16 protein-coding genes are annotated in these 16,114 nt (G+C 67.9%); 5 read left to right on the forward strand and 11 right to left on the reverse strand.

Annotated features, from left to right (window positions below):
• Positions 1-63: 63 nt before the first annotated feature.
• From NBRGI_RS30140 to NBRGI_RS30175, 8 genes are all read right to left on the reverse strand, one after another.
• On the reverse strand, positions 64-1,125 hold the full coding sequence (locus NBRGI_RS30140; protein WP_029900583.1) for a ferrochelatase: 1,062 nt from the start codon (positions 1,123-1,125) through the stop codon (positions 64-66).
• A gap of 20 nt (positions 1,126-1,145) precedes the next feature.
• Positions 1,146-1,982 (reverse strand): NADH-dependent enoyl-ACP reductase InhA, encoded by an 837-nt coding sequence (gene inhA / locus NBRGI_RS30145; protein ID WP_029900584.1) that lies wholly within the window; start codon positions 1,980-1,982, stop codon positions 1,146-1,148.
• Positions 1,983-2,024: 42 nt separating this feature from the next.
• Positions 2,025-2,747 carry a 3-oxoacyl-ACP reductase FabG1 gene (gene fabG1, locus NBRGI_RS30150; protein WP_029900585.1) on the reverse strand — a complete coding sequence of 241 codons (723 nt, stop codon included), beginning with the start codon at positions 2,745-2,747 and terminating at the stop codon, positions 2,025-2,027.
• A gap of 205 nt (positions 2,748-2,952) precedes the next feature.
• Positions 2,953-3,954, reverse strand: a complete 1,002-nt coding sequence (locus tag NBRGI_RS30155) for a VWA domain-containing protein (protein ID WP_014986315.1) — start codon at positions 3,952-3,954, stop codon at positions 2,953-2,955.
• Positions 3,951-4,937: a DUF58 domain-containing protein gene (locus NBRGI_RS30160; RefSeq protein WP_235211150.1), complete on the reverse strand. Its 987-nt coding sequence runs from the start codon at positions 4,935-4,937 to the stop codon at positions 3,951-3,953. Before NBRGI_RS30160 ends, NBRGI_RS30155 begins: the two co-directional genes overlap by 4 nt.
• A complete protein-coding gene (locus NBRGI_RS30165; RefSeq protein ID WP_029900587.1) occupies positions 4,934-6,154 on the reverse strand; it encodes an AAA family ATPase in 1,221 nt (406 codons plus the stop codon). The genes NBRGI_RS30160 and NBRGI_RS30165 overlap by 4 nt, the downstream gene beginning before the upstream one ends.
• Positions 6,155-6,311: 157 nt before the next feature.
• Positions 6,312-7,727 (reverse strand): NlpC/P60 family protein, encoded by a 1,416-nt coding sequence (locus NBRGI_RS30170; RefSeq protein WP_029900588.1) that lies wholly within the window; start codon positions 7,725-7,727, stop codon positions 6,312-6,314.
• A gap of 289 nt (positions 7,728-8,016) precedes the next feature.
• Positions 8,017-8,595, reverse strand: a complete 579-nt coding sequence (locus NBRGI_RS30175; protein ID WP_029900589.1) for an Rv1476 family membrane protein — start codon at positions 8,593-8,595, stop codon at positions 8,017-8,019.
• A gap of 408 nt (positions 8,596-9,003) precedes the next feature.
• Between NBRGI_RS30175 and NBRGI_RS30180 the strand changes: the two genes are divergently transcribed.
• Both NBRGI_RS30180 and NBRGI_RS30185 read left to right on the forward strand, forming a co-directional pair.
• A complete protein-coding gene (locus tag NBRGI_RS30180) occupies positions 9,004-11,838 on the forward strand; it encodes an aconitate hydratase (RefSeq protein ID WP_148310996.1) in 2,835 nt (944 codons plus the stop codon).
• Positions 11,839-11,925: 87 nt separating this feature from the next.
• Complete coding sequence (locus NBRGI_RS30185; protein WP_014986321.1) at positions 11,926-12,492, forward strand: TetR/AcrR family transcriptional regulator; 567 nt, start codon at positions 11,926-11,928, stop codon at positions 12,490-12,492.
• Positions 12,493-12,531: 39 nt separating this feature from the next.
• Here the strand turns inward: NBRGI_RS30185 and NBRGI_RS30190 are convergent, their stop codons facing one another.
• Both NBRGI_RS30190 and NBRGI_RS49720 read right to left on the reverse strand, forming a co-directional pair.
• Positions 12,532-13,326: a hypothetical protein gene (locus tag NBRGI_RS30190; RefSeq protein ID WP_029900591.1), complete on the reverse strand. Its 795-nt coding sequence runs from the start codon at positions 13,324-13,326 to the stop codon at positions 12,532-12,534.
• Positions 13,327-13,411: 85 nt separating this feature from the next.
• Positions 13,412-13,546, reverse strand: a complete 135-nt coding sequence (locus NBRGI_RS49720; RefSeq protein ID WP_268808443.1) for a hypothetical protein — start codon at positions 13,544-13,546, stop codon at positions 13,412-13,414.
• Here NBRGI_RS49720 and NBRGI_RS30200 point away from each other — a divergent pair.
• From NBRGI_RS30200 to NBRGI_RS30210, 3 genes are all read left to right on the forward strand, one after another.
• A complete protein-coding gene (locus NBRGI_RS30200; protein WP_029900592.1) occupies positions 13,545-13,961 on the forward strand; it encodes an acyl-CoA thioesterase in 417 nt (138 codons plus the stop codon). The two genes, NBRGI_RS49720 and NBRGI_RS30200, sit on opposite strands and share 2 nt — an antisense overlap.
• Before the next feature lie 307 nt (positions 13,962-14,268).
• Positions 14,269-14,685, forward strand: a complete 417-nt coding sequence (locus NBRGI_RS30205) for a hypothetical protein (RefSeq protein ID WP_235211151.1) — start codon at positions 14,269-14,271, stop codon at positions 14,683-14,685.
• A 44-nt stretch (positions 14,686-14,729) separates the two neighbouring features.
• On the forward strand, positions 14,730-15,659 hold the full coding sequence (locus NBRGI_RS30210) for a hypothetical protein (RefSeq protein ID WP_235211152.1): 930 nt from the start codon (positions 14,730-14,732) through the stop codon (positions 15,657-15,659).
• Here the strand turns inward: NBRGI_RS30210 and NBRGI_RS49990 are convergent.
• Positions 15,550-15,966 (reverse strand): dihydrofolate reductase family protein, encoded by a 417-nt coding sequence (locus tag NBRGI_RS49990; RefSeq protein WP_158439941.1) that lies wholly within the window; start codon positions 15,964-15,966, stop codon positions 15,550-15,552. The two genes, NBRGI_RS30210 and NBRGI_RS49990, sit on opposite strands and share 110 nt — an antisense overlap.
• Between the last annotated feature and the right edge of the window lie 148 nt (positions 15,967-16,114).

The raw sequence follows: 16,114 nt of genomic DNA on the forward strand, positions 1-16,114 counted from the left end.
CTTGCGCCCCGCTTCGGCTTCGTCCGAAGGCGAGAGCGATGCTATCGCAGACCTATTCGTGAGTCATCGATGAACGGTGCCCCGACTTGGGAGGGCACAGCAGCCGAGGAAGCAGGGCTCGCCGTTCGGCGTGCAGCCGTAACCCGGGACCTCGCCCAGCCGTCGCGGCGGCACGTCGGCCAACTGCTCGCGGATCAATTCGACGACCATGCGCGCGAAACGGGGATCGGTGCCGGGGGTGCCCGCGCGCACGAAAACCATGCCGAGTTCGGCGGCCTTCTCCCGGGCCTCGTTGTCGAGATCCCAGATCACCTCGAGGTGATCGGAGACGAAGCCCACCGGGCAGACGATGACCGCTTCGACGTTCTTCGCGCCGAGATCCTCCAGGTGATCCACGATGTCGGGATCCAGCCACGGCACCTGCGGCGGACCCGAACGGGACTGCCAGACGACGTCGTAGTCGGTGAACCCCGTTGCGGCGGCGGCCAATCGGGCGGCCTCGGCGACCTGGCGGCTGTACAGGTGGCCGCCGTCGGCCGCCGGACCCGCGGCGGTATCGGCGACGATCGGAATGGAGTGCGCGGTGAAGACCAGCCGGGCCGCGTCGCGGCGCTGCGCCGGAAGTTCTTGCCGCGCCGCGCGAATCGCGTCGGCGAAGGCCTCGATCAGCAGCGGGTGATCGAAGTACTGGCGCAGCTTCACCAGCTCCGGCGCACCGTCACCGAAAGCCGTTCGCGCCCTGGCGATGTCCTCGTGGTACTGCAGGCACCCCGAGTAGCCGCCCCAGGCCGAGGTCGGGAACACCAGTGCGGAACGCACACCGTCGGCGGCCATCCGCGCGACGGTGTCCTCCACCATGGGCGTCCAGTTCCGGTTGCCGAAGTACACCGGCAGATCGATACCGGCCGCGGCCAATTCGGCCTCGACCGCCGCGATGATGTCCCGGTTGAGCGCGTTGATCGGCGATACCCCGCCGAAGTGCAGGTAGTGCTGCGCGACCTCGTCGAGCCGTGCGCGCGGCACGCCCCGGCCCCGGGTGACGTTCTCCAGGAACGGCATCACGTCTTCGGGGCGCTCCGGGCCGCCGAAGGACAGCAACAGCAGTGCGTCGGCGGCCCGTGCCACGATCCCTCCTCCGGGATGACTCAGTTGATCGACATGTTCTCGGGGAACCAGGTGTTGTGGCTGGCCCCGCCGTCGACGTAGATGATCGAGGCGGTGGTGCCCGGCAGCCAGTCCGAGAGCATCGCGACGATCGACTTGGCGACCACCGTCGGGTCGTCGACGTCCCAGCCGATCGGCGACGCGCCGTCCCAGTACTCGTTGAGCTGGTTGAGCTTGGCGGCGTCGTCGGTCGCGGTGCCCGCGATCGCCTTGGCCGCGAGCGTCTTGATCGGGCCGGCGGCGATCAGGTTGGAGCGAATCTTCTTGGCCGCGCCCACCTCTCGCGCGACGTACCGGTTCACCGATTCGAGCGCGGCCTTGGCCACACCCATCCAGTTGTAGAACGGCATCGCGGTGCGCGGATCGAAATCCATGCCGACGATCGAGCCGCGCTCGTTCATCACCGGCAGCACCGCGCGGGCCAGCGAGGCGTAGCTCCACGCCGAGATCTCGAAGGCCTTCGCCGCGTCGGGGCCGGGACCGTCGAGGAACGGCAGCGCCTCGGGGCCCATCAGGGTGCGCGGCGCGAACGCGATGGAGTGCAGCACGCCGTCGATGCCCTCGGGTGCCAGCTCACGCAGCTTGTCCGGCAGCTCGGCGAGGTTCTCCTCGCTGGTGACATCGAGCGGGATGGCCGGGGGGACCTCCTGCGGCAGCCGCTTGGCGATGCGGTCGATCAACCGCAGCCGCTCCGGAATGCCGGTGATGATCACCTTCGCGCCCTGCTCCTGCGCGACCGCGGCCGCGTGGAACGCGATCGACGAGTCGGTGATGATGCCGGTCACCAGAATGGTCTTGCCTTCGAGCAGTCCGCCCATGGGTCTTCGGTTCTCCTGAGAGTCGAGTGGTGTGGTGAAAGACTAGTGGCCCATGCCCAAGCCGCCGTCGACCGGGATCACGGCACCGGTGATGTAGCCCGCGTCATCGGACGCCAAGAAGCTGATCGCGGCGGCGACCTCCTCCGGCTGCCCCATTCGCTTGGCCGGAATGCCGTATTTCAGTACCAGCTCACGCATTTCCTCGGTGACCTCGTCGCGCGTCATATCGGTTTCGATGAAACCGGGCGCGACGACATTGGCGGTGATGTTGCGCGAGCCGATCTCCATCGTGATCGAACGCGCCATGCCGACCAGGCCCGCCTTCGACGCGGCGTAATTCACCTGTCCCGGACCGCCCTTGAGGCCGACCACCGAGCCGAGCAGGATGATCCGGCCGAACTTCGCCCGGAGCATGGCGCGATTCGCGCGCTTGGCACAGCGGAACGCGCCGGTCAGGTTGGCGTCGATGACCCTGCTGAACTGCTCTTCGCTCATCCGCATCAGCAGCGTGTTGTCGACGATGCCCGCGTTGGCGACCAGGACCTCGACCGGCCCCTGCTTCTCCTCGACCTCGGTGAACGCCGCGTCGACCGATTCCGAGTCCGTCACATCGCATTTCACGCCGAGCATCCCCTCCGGCGCGCCGGAACCACGGTGGGTGACGGCGACCTTGTGACCGTCGGCCACCAAGCGCTGCGCGACTGCGAGACCGATGCCACGGTTACCACCCGTGACCAGGACAGACCGGGATGTGATGTTCGACATGGGGAACAACCTACCTGGTGGCGGCCGCCACCCGGAAACCCGCCCGGCGCCGGTCCGGACGGTTCCGCGACGAGGGCGGCGCGGTTCGGACAGAACGGTCACCAGCCCCGGCGCGCGACCGTATGGTCGACGCCGCGGCAGCTCGGCACCCCGGGGTCGACGGCCCGGCGCAGGCCGAAACGTTCGTGGCGCCAGGGTGACTCGGTTACGGCAGGCGCTGGCGATAGAGCAGTCCGGTGATCACACCGGCCGAGGTGATCAACAGGCCGAGCAGCAACCACGGACGACTCGCATCGCCCCTGGTCAGCTCGAATCCGATCTGCTGTTCGAGGGTGTCGTACACCTTGCTCAGTTCCTGCAGGGTGGACGCGGTGTAGAACTCGCCGCCGGACAGCCGGGCGAGTTCGCGCATGGCGTCGTCATCGACCGGCACGGGCACGTCGTCGCGCGAACCGTCCTCACGCGGAATGCTGACCTTGCCCCACCTGGTGCCGTAGGAGATCGTCGAGATCGGCACGTTCTTGTTCTTCGCCAGTCGTGCGGCGACGAATTCGTGGCGCGGGTTGTCCACGTCCTCGAACGCGGGCACGGTCTGCTTGCCGTCCGACATCAGCACGATCCGCGCGGGCGGCGGCTCCTGCGCGCCGCCGAGCACCGACGCGAGCGTGTCGATCGCGTTGAGCGCGGTGAGGATGCCCTCGCCGGTCGCGGTCCGCTCGGCGAGCTTGGCGTTGTCGATGGCCGCCTTGACCGATTCGTGGTTGGTCGTCGGCGACACCATCACCGACGCGGTGCCCGCGAAGGTGATGAAGCCGATGTTCAAACCGTTCGGCAGGCCGTCGACGAATTCCTTACCGGCCTTCTTCGCGACCTCGATCCGGCTCGGCGGCACGTCGGTCGCCTCCATCGACAGCGACACGTCCATCACCAGCATGACCGTGGCGCGGTTGCGGGCGACCTTCTTGACCGCGGTCGGCCCGGCCGCCGCGATGGTCAGGAACACCAGGCCGACCAGCATCAGCGCGATCGGCACGTGCCGCAACGGGCTCGGCCGCGCGGGCGCGACCTTCTCCAGCAGCTCCATGTTGCTGAACTGCAGCATGTGCTTGTACTTGCCGCGCTGCACCAGGACGTAGCCCAGCGCGATCAACGCGAGGACGGCCAGGAAGCCGAGCCAGAGCGCGGCGGTGAAATGCGAAATACTCACTGACGTGGGACCCGCCCGCTCGGGGCGCCGAGGCTGTGGCGCCGGGTGGACACGAACCGGACCACGTCGGCGATCCAGTCCCTATCGGTGTGCAGGGTGAGGACCGGCGCGCCGCAGCTGCGCAGGGCCTGTTCGACTTGCTCCCGGTGCCGCTGCGCCGCCGCCGCGAAATCCGCGCGCAGCGTGGGCGTCACGCTGAACTCGCGGGTGCGCCCGGTCTCCGGATCGTGCAGCACGACATCGCCGATATCGGGCAACGCCAGATCGCGCGGGTCGATGATCTCGACCGCGAGCAGGTCGTGCCGGGCCGAGATGGCGCGCAGCGAACGCTGCCAATCGATATCGCCGAGAAAATCGCTGATGATCACCACCAGACCGCGTTTGCGTTGCGGGCGGCGCAGCGACTCGATGCCGCCGCGCAGGTCCCCGCGCACCCCGTCGCGCGCGTGCGGCGTGGTCGCGATGCTGCGCAGCAGCGACTGCGCGTGCACCCGGCCGCTGCGCGCGGGCACCCGGACCAATCGTTCGCCGGTGGCCACGACCGCGCCGATCCGGTTGCCGCCGCCGCTGGTGAGGTGGGTGATGGCGGCCGCGGCGGCGATCGCCAGATCCCGCTTCTGGCACAGCGCGGTGCCGAAGTCCAGACTCGCCGAGAGATCGACGACCATCCACGTCTCCAGCTCGCGGTCGGCGATCATCTGCCGCACGTGCGGGTGGGTGGTTCGGGCGGTGACCGACCAATCCATCTGGCGCACATCGTCACCCGGCTGATAGGTGCGCGCCTCCCCGGGTTCCGAACCGGGCCCGGGGATGAGGCCGAGGTGGTCGCCGTGCAGCACGCCGTCGAGCCTGCGGCGCACCGTCAGCTCCAGCGTTTTCAGCGCCGCGGTCAGCCGCGGGTCGGTCAGTTCGCCGGCCTGGAACGACGGCGGCGCATGCGGAGAGGCGGCCACGCGGTACGGCGGTTCCGGCGCCGCGGTCACTTGTTCTGGACGTTGCCGGCGGGCTGGGACTGCTGCCCGTTCGGCGGCTGCGGCACCGGCTGCGGGGCGCCCTGCTGCTGTTGCGGCGGCTGCGGGATGCCCTGCGGCGAACCCGGCTGCTGCTGCGGAAGCTGTTGCGGCGCGGCAGAACCGGCGGAGGAGCCCGGCGCGACGGCCTGCGGCGCGACCTGAGGCAGACCGACGGTCTGCAGCACCCGCTTGATCACGTCCTCCGGACTGATCTCGTCGGCGAGCGCGTCGTAGGACAGCACCAGGCGGTGGCGCAGCACGTCCGGGATCACCTCGACCACGTCCTGGGGCACCACGTAGTCGCGGCCGCGGATCAGCGCGACGGCGCGGGCCGCGGCGATGATGCCGAGGCTGGCGCGCGGCGAGGCGCCGTAGGAGATCCAGCTCGCCACGTCCTGCATGCCGAAGTCGGCGGGCCTGCGGGTCGCCGCGATCACCCGGACCACGTAGTCGACCAGCGCGTGGTGCACGAAGACATTGGCCGCCACCTTCTGCAGCCGCACGATCTCCTCGGGTTCCAGGATGCGCGTCGCCTCCGGCGGGGTGACACCCATCCGGTAGATGATCTCGCGCTCCTCCTCCACCGAGGGGTAGTCGACGACGACCTTGAACAGGAAGCGGTCGCGCTGCGCCTCGGGCAGCGGGTACACGCCCTCGCTCTCGATCGGGTTCTGCGTCGCCATCACCAGGAACGGGTTCGGCATCGGGTAGGTCTTGCCGCCGATCGACACGTGCCGCTCGGCCATCACCTCGAGCAGCGCGGACTGCACCTTGGCCGGCGCGCGGTTGATCTCGTCGGCGAGCACGAAGTTCGCCACGACCGGGCCGAGCTCGGTATCGAATTCCTCGCGGCCCTGCCGGAAGATGCGGGTACCGATGAGGTCGGTGGGCACCAGGTCGGGGGTGAACTGCACGCGGGAGAACGAGCCGCCGACCACCTTGGCGAAGGTCTCCACGGCCAGGGTCTTGGCGATGCCGGGCACGCCTTCGAGCAGGACGTGACCGCGCGCGAGCACGCCGACGAGCAATCGCTCGACCAGCCGGTCCTGACCGACGATCACCCGCTTGACCTCGTAGATCGCCTTCTCCAGGGTCTGGACGTCTCGCTCCAGGGTGTTCGACGTGGACGCAGGCGCATCTTTCGCCAATTTCGCCCCGCTGACACCGTCTGTCGAAGTCACCAACATCCCCGCTTTCGCCTTGGTCCTGTGCGTGCTGCCACAACTATTCCAGGTAATGGCCGTATGTGCCGCAACCGGACCCGACATGAAGAGAATTCGAAGCTTCGACTCCTCCGCTGCGGCGAATCCGTCGCTGCCGCGTATGCGCAGTCATCGAACCAGTTCAGCTGACGATCCGCACCGCGTACGGCATGATGCCGCCCTCACGCACCGGCGAAACCCGGACCACCTCGCCCGATTGCGGCGCCTCGACCATCTGCCCGTCACCCAGGTACAGCGCGACGTGCTCGCTGCCGTTCGGTCCCCAGAACAGCATGTCGCCGCGAGCGCGCTCGGCCACCGGCACCCGGGTGCCGGCGTTGTACTGATACCCGCTGTAGTGCGGCAGCGAAACCCCGATCCCCGCAAAGGCATAGATCATCAGGCCGGAACAATCGAAGCCGACTTTGTTGTAATCGCCGAAGCTGTCCGCGACACCGCCGTCGCGGATGCCGAGCGTCGGGCCGTTCGCGTCCCCGCCGCCCCAGGAATAGATGACCCCCAATTGCGACATGGCGCGGTCGACGACCGTCTCCACCGCGGCCGAGCCGGTGACCGACGGGTACGACGGGCGCGGCGTCGACCGTTTCGGCGCTGGCGCGTCGCCCAACTGCGTATGCGGGCGCTGCTCGGTGTTGAGCTGACCGGCGCGAGCCTGTGCGTCCTTGTCGGCGGCGGCCCGGGCCGCCGCCGCGGCGGCCGCGGCGCGCACGGCGGCCTCCTCGGCCTTGCGTTGCTGATCCCAGGCCAGATACGCGTCCCGCTGGCCCTGTAGTCCGGCCACGTTCTGTCGCGCGAAATCCAAGCGGCCCTGCGCATCCTGGCGTTGCCGGAGCAGGTCGTCGCGCCGGACCGTCTGTTGATCGAGCTCGTTCTTGGCGGCGGCGACGGCGTGCTCGGCGTCGATCTTCTTCTGCTCGGCGATCGCGGCCGCGGCGTCGGCCGCCGATTTCGCCTGGCGCGCACTGGAGTTCTTGTTGCCCTGATCGATCTGGGCGCGGCGTAGTCGGTCCAGCACCTGCTGCTGGTTCTTCGACACCAGCGATAACAACTGGGCTTGGTCGAGCGCGGTGGCCGGGGTGGACGCGGCCAGGTAGACGACCATCGAGTCCGCGGCCGGGCGGGTGTAGGCCTGGGAGGCGAACTGGTCGAAATTGCGCCGGGCCTGCCCGACCTGCGTTCCGGCATCGGCCAATTGGCGTTGCGTGTCGACCACGACGGCGGCGGCCGCGTCCGCGGCGTCGCGCGCGTCCTGCAGGTCGACCAGTGCCTTGTTGACCTCTTCGCGTTTGCGCGCGACCTCGCCGTCGAGCTGCTGTAACTGCTGGTCGACCGTGGCGACCTGATTGATCAGCGCGCCGACCTCGGTAACGCTCGCGTCGACTTGCGCTCCGGCGTCGGCGATTTGGCCGTCGCTCGGATTGGGCGGTGCGGGCGGCACGGCGACGGCGGGTCCGGCCAGCACCACGGCGACCGACACCAGCAACCCCAGAGCGATCCCCAGCGGCCGCCGATAGGCGACTTCGCCGTTGTTGCGCATCGCACCTCCCAAAGGACCCGACTCCGGCAAACACCCCATGGGCATCACCGGAACCATCAAGCCCAGTGGTCGGCAGACACCCCTGACAACACTCTTTTCCCGCAAGCAAGCACTCGAACCGTACGACACTTCTGTCCCCAAAGGAACTTCAGCAACAGAATGACAAGCGCGTAATTTGTCCGTTGCCGGTTATTAGCCGGATGGGCGCAAGGTTTCCGACCGGAAAAACGTACCGGTCGTCAGGAAAAGTAGCTGGATAGAAACCAGCCATGCAGGGGCGGGCCGAAGCCTATGCGGAAGGGGTCTTCTCGCCGTCCACGCCTGCGGCGACCACCGGCGTTTCGGGCTCGGCACGCCGACGAGACTTCACGAAGTAGAGGCCGACGATGACCACCGCGGTACCGGCCAGCAACACACTGGAAATCGCGGTCCAGGAGATCGGTTCCGGCCGCTGCAGCTGATCGACGAACGCCTGGGCGGCCTCGGTGGAATGGGCACTGCCCTTGAACTTGGCCTTGTCCTCGGCCCACTCCAACCGGACCCGGCTGATCGAATCGCTGTAGGTGCCGGCGAAGTCGTCGCTCAGCACCACGACGGTGCCGTGCTGGGTCTTGCCGAGTTCGGTGGCCAGGTCGCGCAGGCTCGAATCGCGGCCGGGGTTGCCCGGCACCACCACGATGCTGAGCGGGATGCCGTTCGCTCTCGCCTCGGCGGCGACGGCCGCCAACCCCGACTGATCCTTGCCGTCCACGGTGGCGACGTGGTTGTCGGCCAGGTCGGCGTTGATGGTGGTGACGGTGTCCTCGGTGACGTTGGGCGGCAGTTCGGCGGCCATGGGCGAAAAAACCGAGGTGTGCGAGACGGTCATCTTCCATCCGGTCTGTCGAGCCGCATCGGCATCCGAGGCGACATGCATCCAACACTGCGGGTCGAGCGCAACACCCCCGGGCTGGCTCCGAAAGCACAGTACGCGACCGAGTGTCGCAGCACCCGCAGACGCCACGCGACGCGCCCCGCGCTTGCCCAACCGCCCGCGCGCACTCGCGGTCGGCGCACCCTGGCATGGTTCGCAGGCGGGTGGGCACACCTCTGCGTAGGCAGGCCCACACGAACCGGACCCGTGCGGTTCACAGGACAAGCGTACTGTTAAGGTCATAGCGCAGAGGAACCCGGCGCTGCGGCGCTGGAATACCTGCAATGACACCGGAGCGACTGCTTGCAGGTCGCTCGAAAGGCCAGCCGCCGACACAGCCCCGTCGGCGGCCAACCCTCACAGATGAGTGGAGCTGACGTGACGACAAGTATCGATACTTTCGGCGCCAAGGGCACCCTCGAGGTCGGAAGCAACTCCTACGAGATCTTCCGTCTCTCGGCCGTGCCGGGCACCGAGAAACTCCCCTACGCACTCAAGGTCCTCGCGGAGAACCTGCTCCGTACCGAGGACGGCGCCAACATCACCGCCGATCACATTCGCGCCATTGCGAATTGGGATCCCAACGCCCAGCCCGACACCGAGATCCAGTTCACGCCCGCCCGCGTGATCATGCAGGACTTCACCGGTGTGCCCTGCATCGTCGACCTCGCCACCATGCGTGAGGCCGTCACCGCCCTCGGCGGCGATCCGAGCAAGGTCAACCCGCTCTCGCCCGCCGACATGGTCATCGACCACTCGGTCATCCTCGACGTCTTCGGCCGCGCCGACGCGCTCGAGCGCAACGTCGACCTGGAATACCAGCGCAACGGCGAGCGCTACCAGTTCCTGCGCTGGGGCCAGGGCGCCTTCGACGACTTCAAGGTCGTCCCGCCGGGCGTCGGCATCGTGCACCAGGTGAACATCGAATACCTGGCGCCCACGGTCATGGTCCGCAACGGCCAGGCCTACCCCGACACCTGTGTCGGCACCGACTCGCACACCACCATGGTCAACGGCCTCGGCGTACTGGGCTGGGGCGTGGGCGGTATCGAGGCCGAGGCGGCCATGCTGGGCCAGCCGGTCTCCATGCTGATCCCGCGCGTCGTCGGCTTCAAGCTGACCGGTGAGATCCAGCCCGGCGTCACCGCCACCGACGTGGTGCTCACCGTCACCGACATGCTGCGCAAGCACGGCGTCGTCGGCAAGTTCGTCGAGTTCTACGGCAAGGGCGTCGCGGAGGTGCCGCTCGCGAACCGCGCCACCCTCGGCAACATGAGCCCCGAATTCGGTTCCACCGCAGCGATCTTCCCGATCGACGAGGAGACCATCAACTACCTGCGCCTCACCGGCCGCACCGACGAGCAGCTCGCGCTCGTCGAGGCGTACGCCAAGGAGCAGGGCCTGTGGCACGACGCGGACAACGAGCCCGGCTACTCGGAGTACCTGGAGCTGGACCTGAGCACCGTGGTGCCCTCGATCGCCGGCCCGAAGCGTCCGCAGGACCGAATCCTGCTGTCGGACTCCAAGACCGCGTTCCGCAAGGACATCCACAACTACACCAACGACGCGGAGTCCGGCCCCGCCGCGACCACCCCGCACACCCACCTGGACGAGGCCATCGAGGAGTCGTTCCCGGCGTCGGACCCGGCCGTGCTGTCCTTCGCCGACGACGACGCGGTGCTGATCCCCTCCGCCGCCAACGGCAACATCGGCCGCCCGTCCAAGCCGATCAAGGTGTCCGACCCCGAGCGCGGCGATTTCGTGCTCGATCACGGCGCGGTCGTGGTCGCGGGTATCACCTCCTGCACCAACACCTCCAACCCGTCGGTCATGATCGGCGCGGCCCTGCTGGCCCGCAACGCGGTCGAGAAGGGCCTCGCGTCCAAGCCGTGGGTCAAGACCAACATGGCGCCGGGCTCGCAGGTCGTCTCCGACTACTACGAGAAGGCGGGCCTGTGGCCGTACCTGGAGAAGCTCGGCTTCTTCGTGGGCGGTTACGGCTGCACCACCTGCATCGGCAACACCGGCCCGCTGCCGGACGAGATCTCCAAGGCGATCAACGACAACGACCTCTCGGTCACCGCGGTGCTCTCGGGCAACCGTAACTTCGAGGGTCGCATCTCCCCCGACGTGAAGATGAACTACCTGGCCTCGCCGCCGCTGGTCATCGCCTACGCGCTCGCGGGAACGATGGACTTCGACTTCGAGACCGACCCGCTCGGCAAGGACACCGACGGCAACGACGTGTTCCTGAAGGACATCTGGCCGTCCCCGCAGGAGATCGACGACACCATCAAGTCGGCGATCAGCCGGGACATGTTCACCAAGTCATACGCCACCGTCTTCGAGGGCGACGAGCGCTGGAAGGGCCTGAGCACCCCCGAGGGCGACACCTTCGCCTGGGATGAGAGCTCGACCTACGTCCGCAAGGCGCCGTACTTCGACGGCATGCAGATGGAGCCGAGCCCGGTCGAGGACATCAAGGGCGCCCGCGTGCTCGCGCTGCTCGGCGACTCGGTCACCACCGACCACATCTCCCCGGCCGGCCCGATCAAGCCGGGCACCCCGGCGGCGCAGTACCTCGACTCGCACGGCGTGCAGCGCAAGGACTACAACTCGCTGGGCTCGCGGCGCGGTAACCACGAGGTGATGATCCGCGGCACCTTCGCCAACATCCGGCTGCGCAACCAGCTGCTCGACGACGTCTCGGGTGGTTACACCCGCGACTTCACCCAGGACGGCGGCCCGCAGGCGTTCATCTACGACGCCTCGCAGAACTACCAGGCCGCGGGCATCCCGCTGGTCGTGCTGGGCGGCAAGGAGTACGGCTCGGGTTCCTCGCGTGACTGGGCCGCCAAGGGCACCTCGCTGCTCGGCGTGAAGGCCGTGATCACCGAGTCCTTCGAGCGCATCCACCGCTCCAACCTGATCGGCATGGGCGTCATCCCGCTGCAGTTCCCGGCCGGCGAGTCCGCCGCGTCGCTGAAGCTGGACGGCACCGAGACCTTCGATATCGAGGGCATCACCAAGCTGAACGAGGGTGTGACTCCGAAGACCTTGAAGGTGACCGCCACCAAGGAGAACGGCGAGAAGGTGAGCTTCGACGCGGTGGTCCGGATCGACACCCCCGGTGAGGCCGACTACTACCGCAACGGCGGCATCCTGCAGTACGTGCTGCGCAACATGATTCGCGGCTGATCTCGCATCTGCCGTACGTCGAGGATCCGCGCACCGCGTTTTCGCGGTGCGCGGACTTCTCACATCTCCTGGAGGAGCACGCCCGATATGCCCAAAGTCAGTGAAGACCATCTCGCCGCCCGGCGGAGTCAGATTCTCGACGGGGCGCGGCGCTGCTTTGCCGAATACGGGTACGAGGGCGCCACGGTGCGCCGCCTCGAGGAGGAGATCGGACTGTCCCGGGGCGCCATCTTCCATCACTTCCGGGACAAGGACGCGCTGTTCCTCGCGCTCGCGCAGGAGGACGCCGAACGGATGGCCGACGTCGCGGCCAACCAGGGCATCGTCCAGGTGATGCGCGACATGCTCACCCACCCGGAGCAATTCAACTGGCTCGGCACCCGGCTGGAGATCGCCCGGCGGCTGCGCACCGACCCGGAGTTCCGCGCGGGCTGGACCCAGCGCTCGGCCGAGCTCACCGCCGCCACCCTCGCTCGCCTGGAACGCCGCAAGGCGGCGGGCGCGCTGCGCGACGACGTCCCCACCGACGTGCTGCTCGGCTACCTCGACCTCGTGCTCGACGGCCTGATCGCGCGCATCGCCTCCGGCCACACCAACGAAAACCTCACCGCCGTACTGGATCTCGTCGAAGCCTCGGTGCGCCGCCGGGACTAGGCCCGGTCTCGAGGTCCGGATGGGACTTCGAGACAGGGCCTAGAAGTTGTCGTTGATGTACTCGGCGGCGTGCGTCGTCCACAGCACATCGGTGCCGGGCATCTCGTGGCTCGAGTACAGCACGTGCTGCCCCTCCGGCCACGGCGTCAGATAACCGATCACGCCGTTCACCGCCGTGACGTAGCGATTCAGGTTCGTCACCGGATCGTTCAGCAACCAGGCCAGCAGTTCCGCGAAGATCAACGGTCCGAAGTTGCCGATCCGCGCGCCCTCCAGGAACGAGAACGGCGAGATGCCGACGTCGATGATGCGCAACGGCGAATCCGCGGGCGCGGCGGTGATGATGTCACCGGGATTGGCGTACTCGCGGATCGCCACGCCCGCCGGCCAGAGGCCGCGTTGACCGTGCAGGCCGAAGGTGTTCGGCGGGCACAGATTCCCCACCGATTCGCCCGCCTTGCGCACCGGGTTGGAGATGTTCACCGCGAACGCGATCTCCAGCGGCGAACCGTCGGTGTTCTTGTACTTGCCCGAGCGCACCCCTTCCAGGATGCGGGCGGCACAGATCCCGCCGAGCGAATAACTCAGCAGGCCACACACATTCGGCGAATCCTGGATCGCCTTGACGCCCGCCGCGGTGCCGAGCCGCACCGAGGTGTCCAGCGACGGGCCCCATAGATCCGGTGACGGACCGACCGAAGCGGGCCAGTCCGGCTCGAAGGCCGAGAAACGCGCCGTGTCCAACAGCGCGGTGACGGCGTGCAGCATGCCCGCCGGCGTTCCGTCCGGATTGCGCGGCTCACCGGTGCCGCGCAGGGTGATGATGTCGATCATCAGTGATCTCCTTGCGCACGCGCCGCGTCGTCCGGCGCATAACCCCACGGTATGCCCGCTACGGAGCCGAAGGGCGAGTACCGGACTACCCGATTCGCTGAGTGAACCCGGACCGCGCGACGACCCGGCCACCGCCGAGCGGACCACCGACCGCCGGTGTGACGAAGGCATCGGTCCGGTTCGGGAACAAGACCATCCGGTACGGCGCTGCTCCAGACATGACCTTCACCGTCCCGATCGTTGTGCGCGGCTACGAGCTCGATACGCAAGGCCACCTGAACCAAGCGGTCTACCTGCAGTACACAGAGCACGCGCGGTGGGAGATGTTGCGCGCCGCGGGCTTGCCGCAGGACAAGCTGATCGCGACCGGCGTGGGCCCGGTCGTGCTGGAATCCACCATCAAGTACCTGCGGGAGCTGCGCGGTGGCGACGAAGTCACCGTCGACACCGATATCGAATACTCCGGCGGCAAGACCTTCACCTTCCGGCACGAGATCCGCAAACTCGACGGCACCGTCGCGGCCGAGGCGCGGGTGGTCGGCGGACTGCTCGATTTACGCGAACGCAAGCTGGTGTCCGGACCTGCCGAACGTTTCCGGGACCTCGCCGAGCGTCCCGACCTGCTCGGTCTGTGAAATCGCACGTGCGAATGCACAGCCGCCAATCCGGGGCTATGCGATAGACACATTGCCATTCGGAAATAGCTCGTCGATTGCGCCGGAACTATTGGTGCCCTGCCGAAAAACTTTCGGCGCTAGCGCATCCGGGATCGTAATCCGGTTTGCCACCGGGGGTTAAATCTGTCGATCCGGACCGGTACCGGCCCTTCGCACGTTATGATCGGGCTCACGCTCGGGGGTCGTGGCAAATCGCGAGCAGATCGGAGAAATGGCTATGACCGACGCACTCCGCCTCCACGGAACCGCGCCGAAGAGTGATCGTGTGCCTCCGCTGCACGGGCTGTTGGTCGCGGAGTCGGAGCGCGATATCAGCGTGCGCGTCGCCGAGGGAACGTGGACCTTCCGTCGGTCCGACGTGCTGCGCGTGCTCGATTCGGCGGTGCCCGAGGGGGTCCGCGCCGAGCACGGCGCCCGGCCGGTGCTGGTCGACATCCGGGTCGGCGCCACCGCGGATTTCACCCGTCGCCTGCGCATCGACGTGGTCGACCGCCCGATGACCATGCAGCAGGCCCCGTCCGCCGCGCTGGGCGACGAGCAGCTGCGCGAGCTCACCGAATCCTGGGCCGATCGCCTCAATCTGGTGGATCTGCCCGGCACCAACGGCGCCACCTTCACCTACTGCCAGACCAAGTCGCTCGCCACCAGTGACGACGGTATCAACTGCGACAGTCTCGACTGAGCGGCGCATTCATGGCGGGACGCCGGACGGGTTCAGTCCTCATCGTGTCCGAATCCGACGATCTGCACGCTACCGCCATGGCGGCGACGCTGCGAGAATTCCACGGGCTCAGCGCGATTCAGCTCGACCTGCGCGACTTTCCGCGTGAGTCGGGCAGTTTCCGGCTGGACCGCTACGGTACCGCCCGTTCGGTCTCCCACCTGATCGGCCTGGACGACGTCCGCTCGGTCTGGTGGCGCCGTCCGCATCCGACCCAGCCGCCCGCCGGAGTCCGCGTCTCCGACAACGACTTCCGGCAGGCCGAATGCGACGGTTTCATCCAGGGTCTGCTCTGGTCCATCCCGGCGCACTGGGTCAACGATCCGGGGGCCGACCGCACCGCCGCCCGCAAGATCGTCCAATTGGAGACCGCGCTGCGGGCCGGCTTCGCGGTGCCGGAGACGCTGATCACCAACGATCCGGACGAGGCCCGCAGCTTCGCCGAATCCCGGCCCGGCCCCGTCGTTTACAAGCGCACCGGGACCAGCCGCGCCGAGTTCGCGGAGACCAGGATCATCACCGAGGACGACTACGACAGACTGGTCGGCATCCGCGCGGCGCCGACCACCTTCCAGGACTACGTCGACGCCGAATGCGATCTGCGGGTGGTCTGGGTGGACGGCGTCGAGTGGACGGTGCGCATCGACTCCCAGGCGGGCGTCGGGCGCGTCGACTCCCGCCTGGACACCTCGGTCGATTTCGTGCCCGAGCATCTGCCCGCCTCGGTCAGCAAATCACTCGCCACCCTGATGGGCGCGCTGGGATTGTCGTTCGGCGTCTTGGACATTCGGCTCGGCCTCGACGGCGAGTACTACTTCCTCGAGGTCAACCCCCAGGGACAATTCGCATACCTGGAGATAAAGACCGGCCTGCCGATCTTCCGCAGCCTGGCCAATCTGCTCGTCGACGGGGACGGCGCCGTCGAGGGCTACTGACGCCCACAGCCCGCGGCATCGCGAAACGATGCGATGAGGGGCGGCACCGCCGGAGGTCACCGCCGCCGAGAACTTGCGGCATCGCGAGGCGATTCGATGCGGGGCGGCGGTCGGGTGGCGGTCGGGCCTGCGGCAGCACACCGGATTTCGGGAACGGTTCGGCATCGATCGAATGCAGTCGCCGCGCGAGGACTCCGCCGAACAGCCGCCGACCCGCGCCGAGCGACACCGGAAACACCAGCAGCCGAAGCTCATCCACCGCATCCAGGCGCAGGAACTCCTGCGCAGTGCGCACGCCGGCGAACACGATGATCGGCTTGTCACCCTCGTGCTTCGGCTCGTCGATCTCGGCGGCGAGATTCCCGCCGATCCGGCGCGCGGGCTACCAGGGCTGCGCGACCTGCGGTCCGACGACAGCACGGGTTTCGGCAGCCCGTTCACCAGCGGGGCCGGTA

The organism is Nocardia brasiliensis IFM 10847, from assembly GCF_000710915.1.
Taxonomy (GTDB): Bacteria; Actinomycetota; Actinomycetes; order Mycobacteriales; family Mycobacteriaceae; genus Nocardia; species Nocardia brasiliensis_A.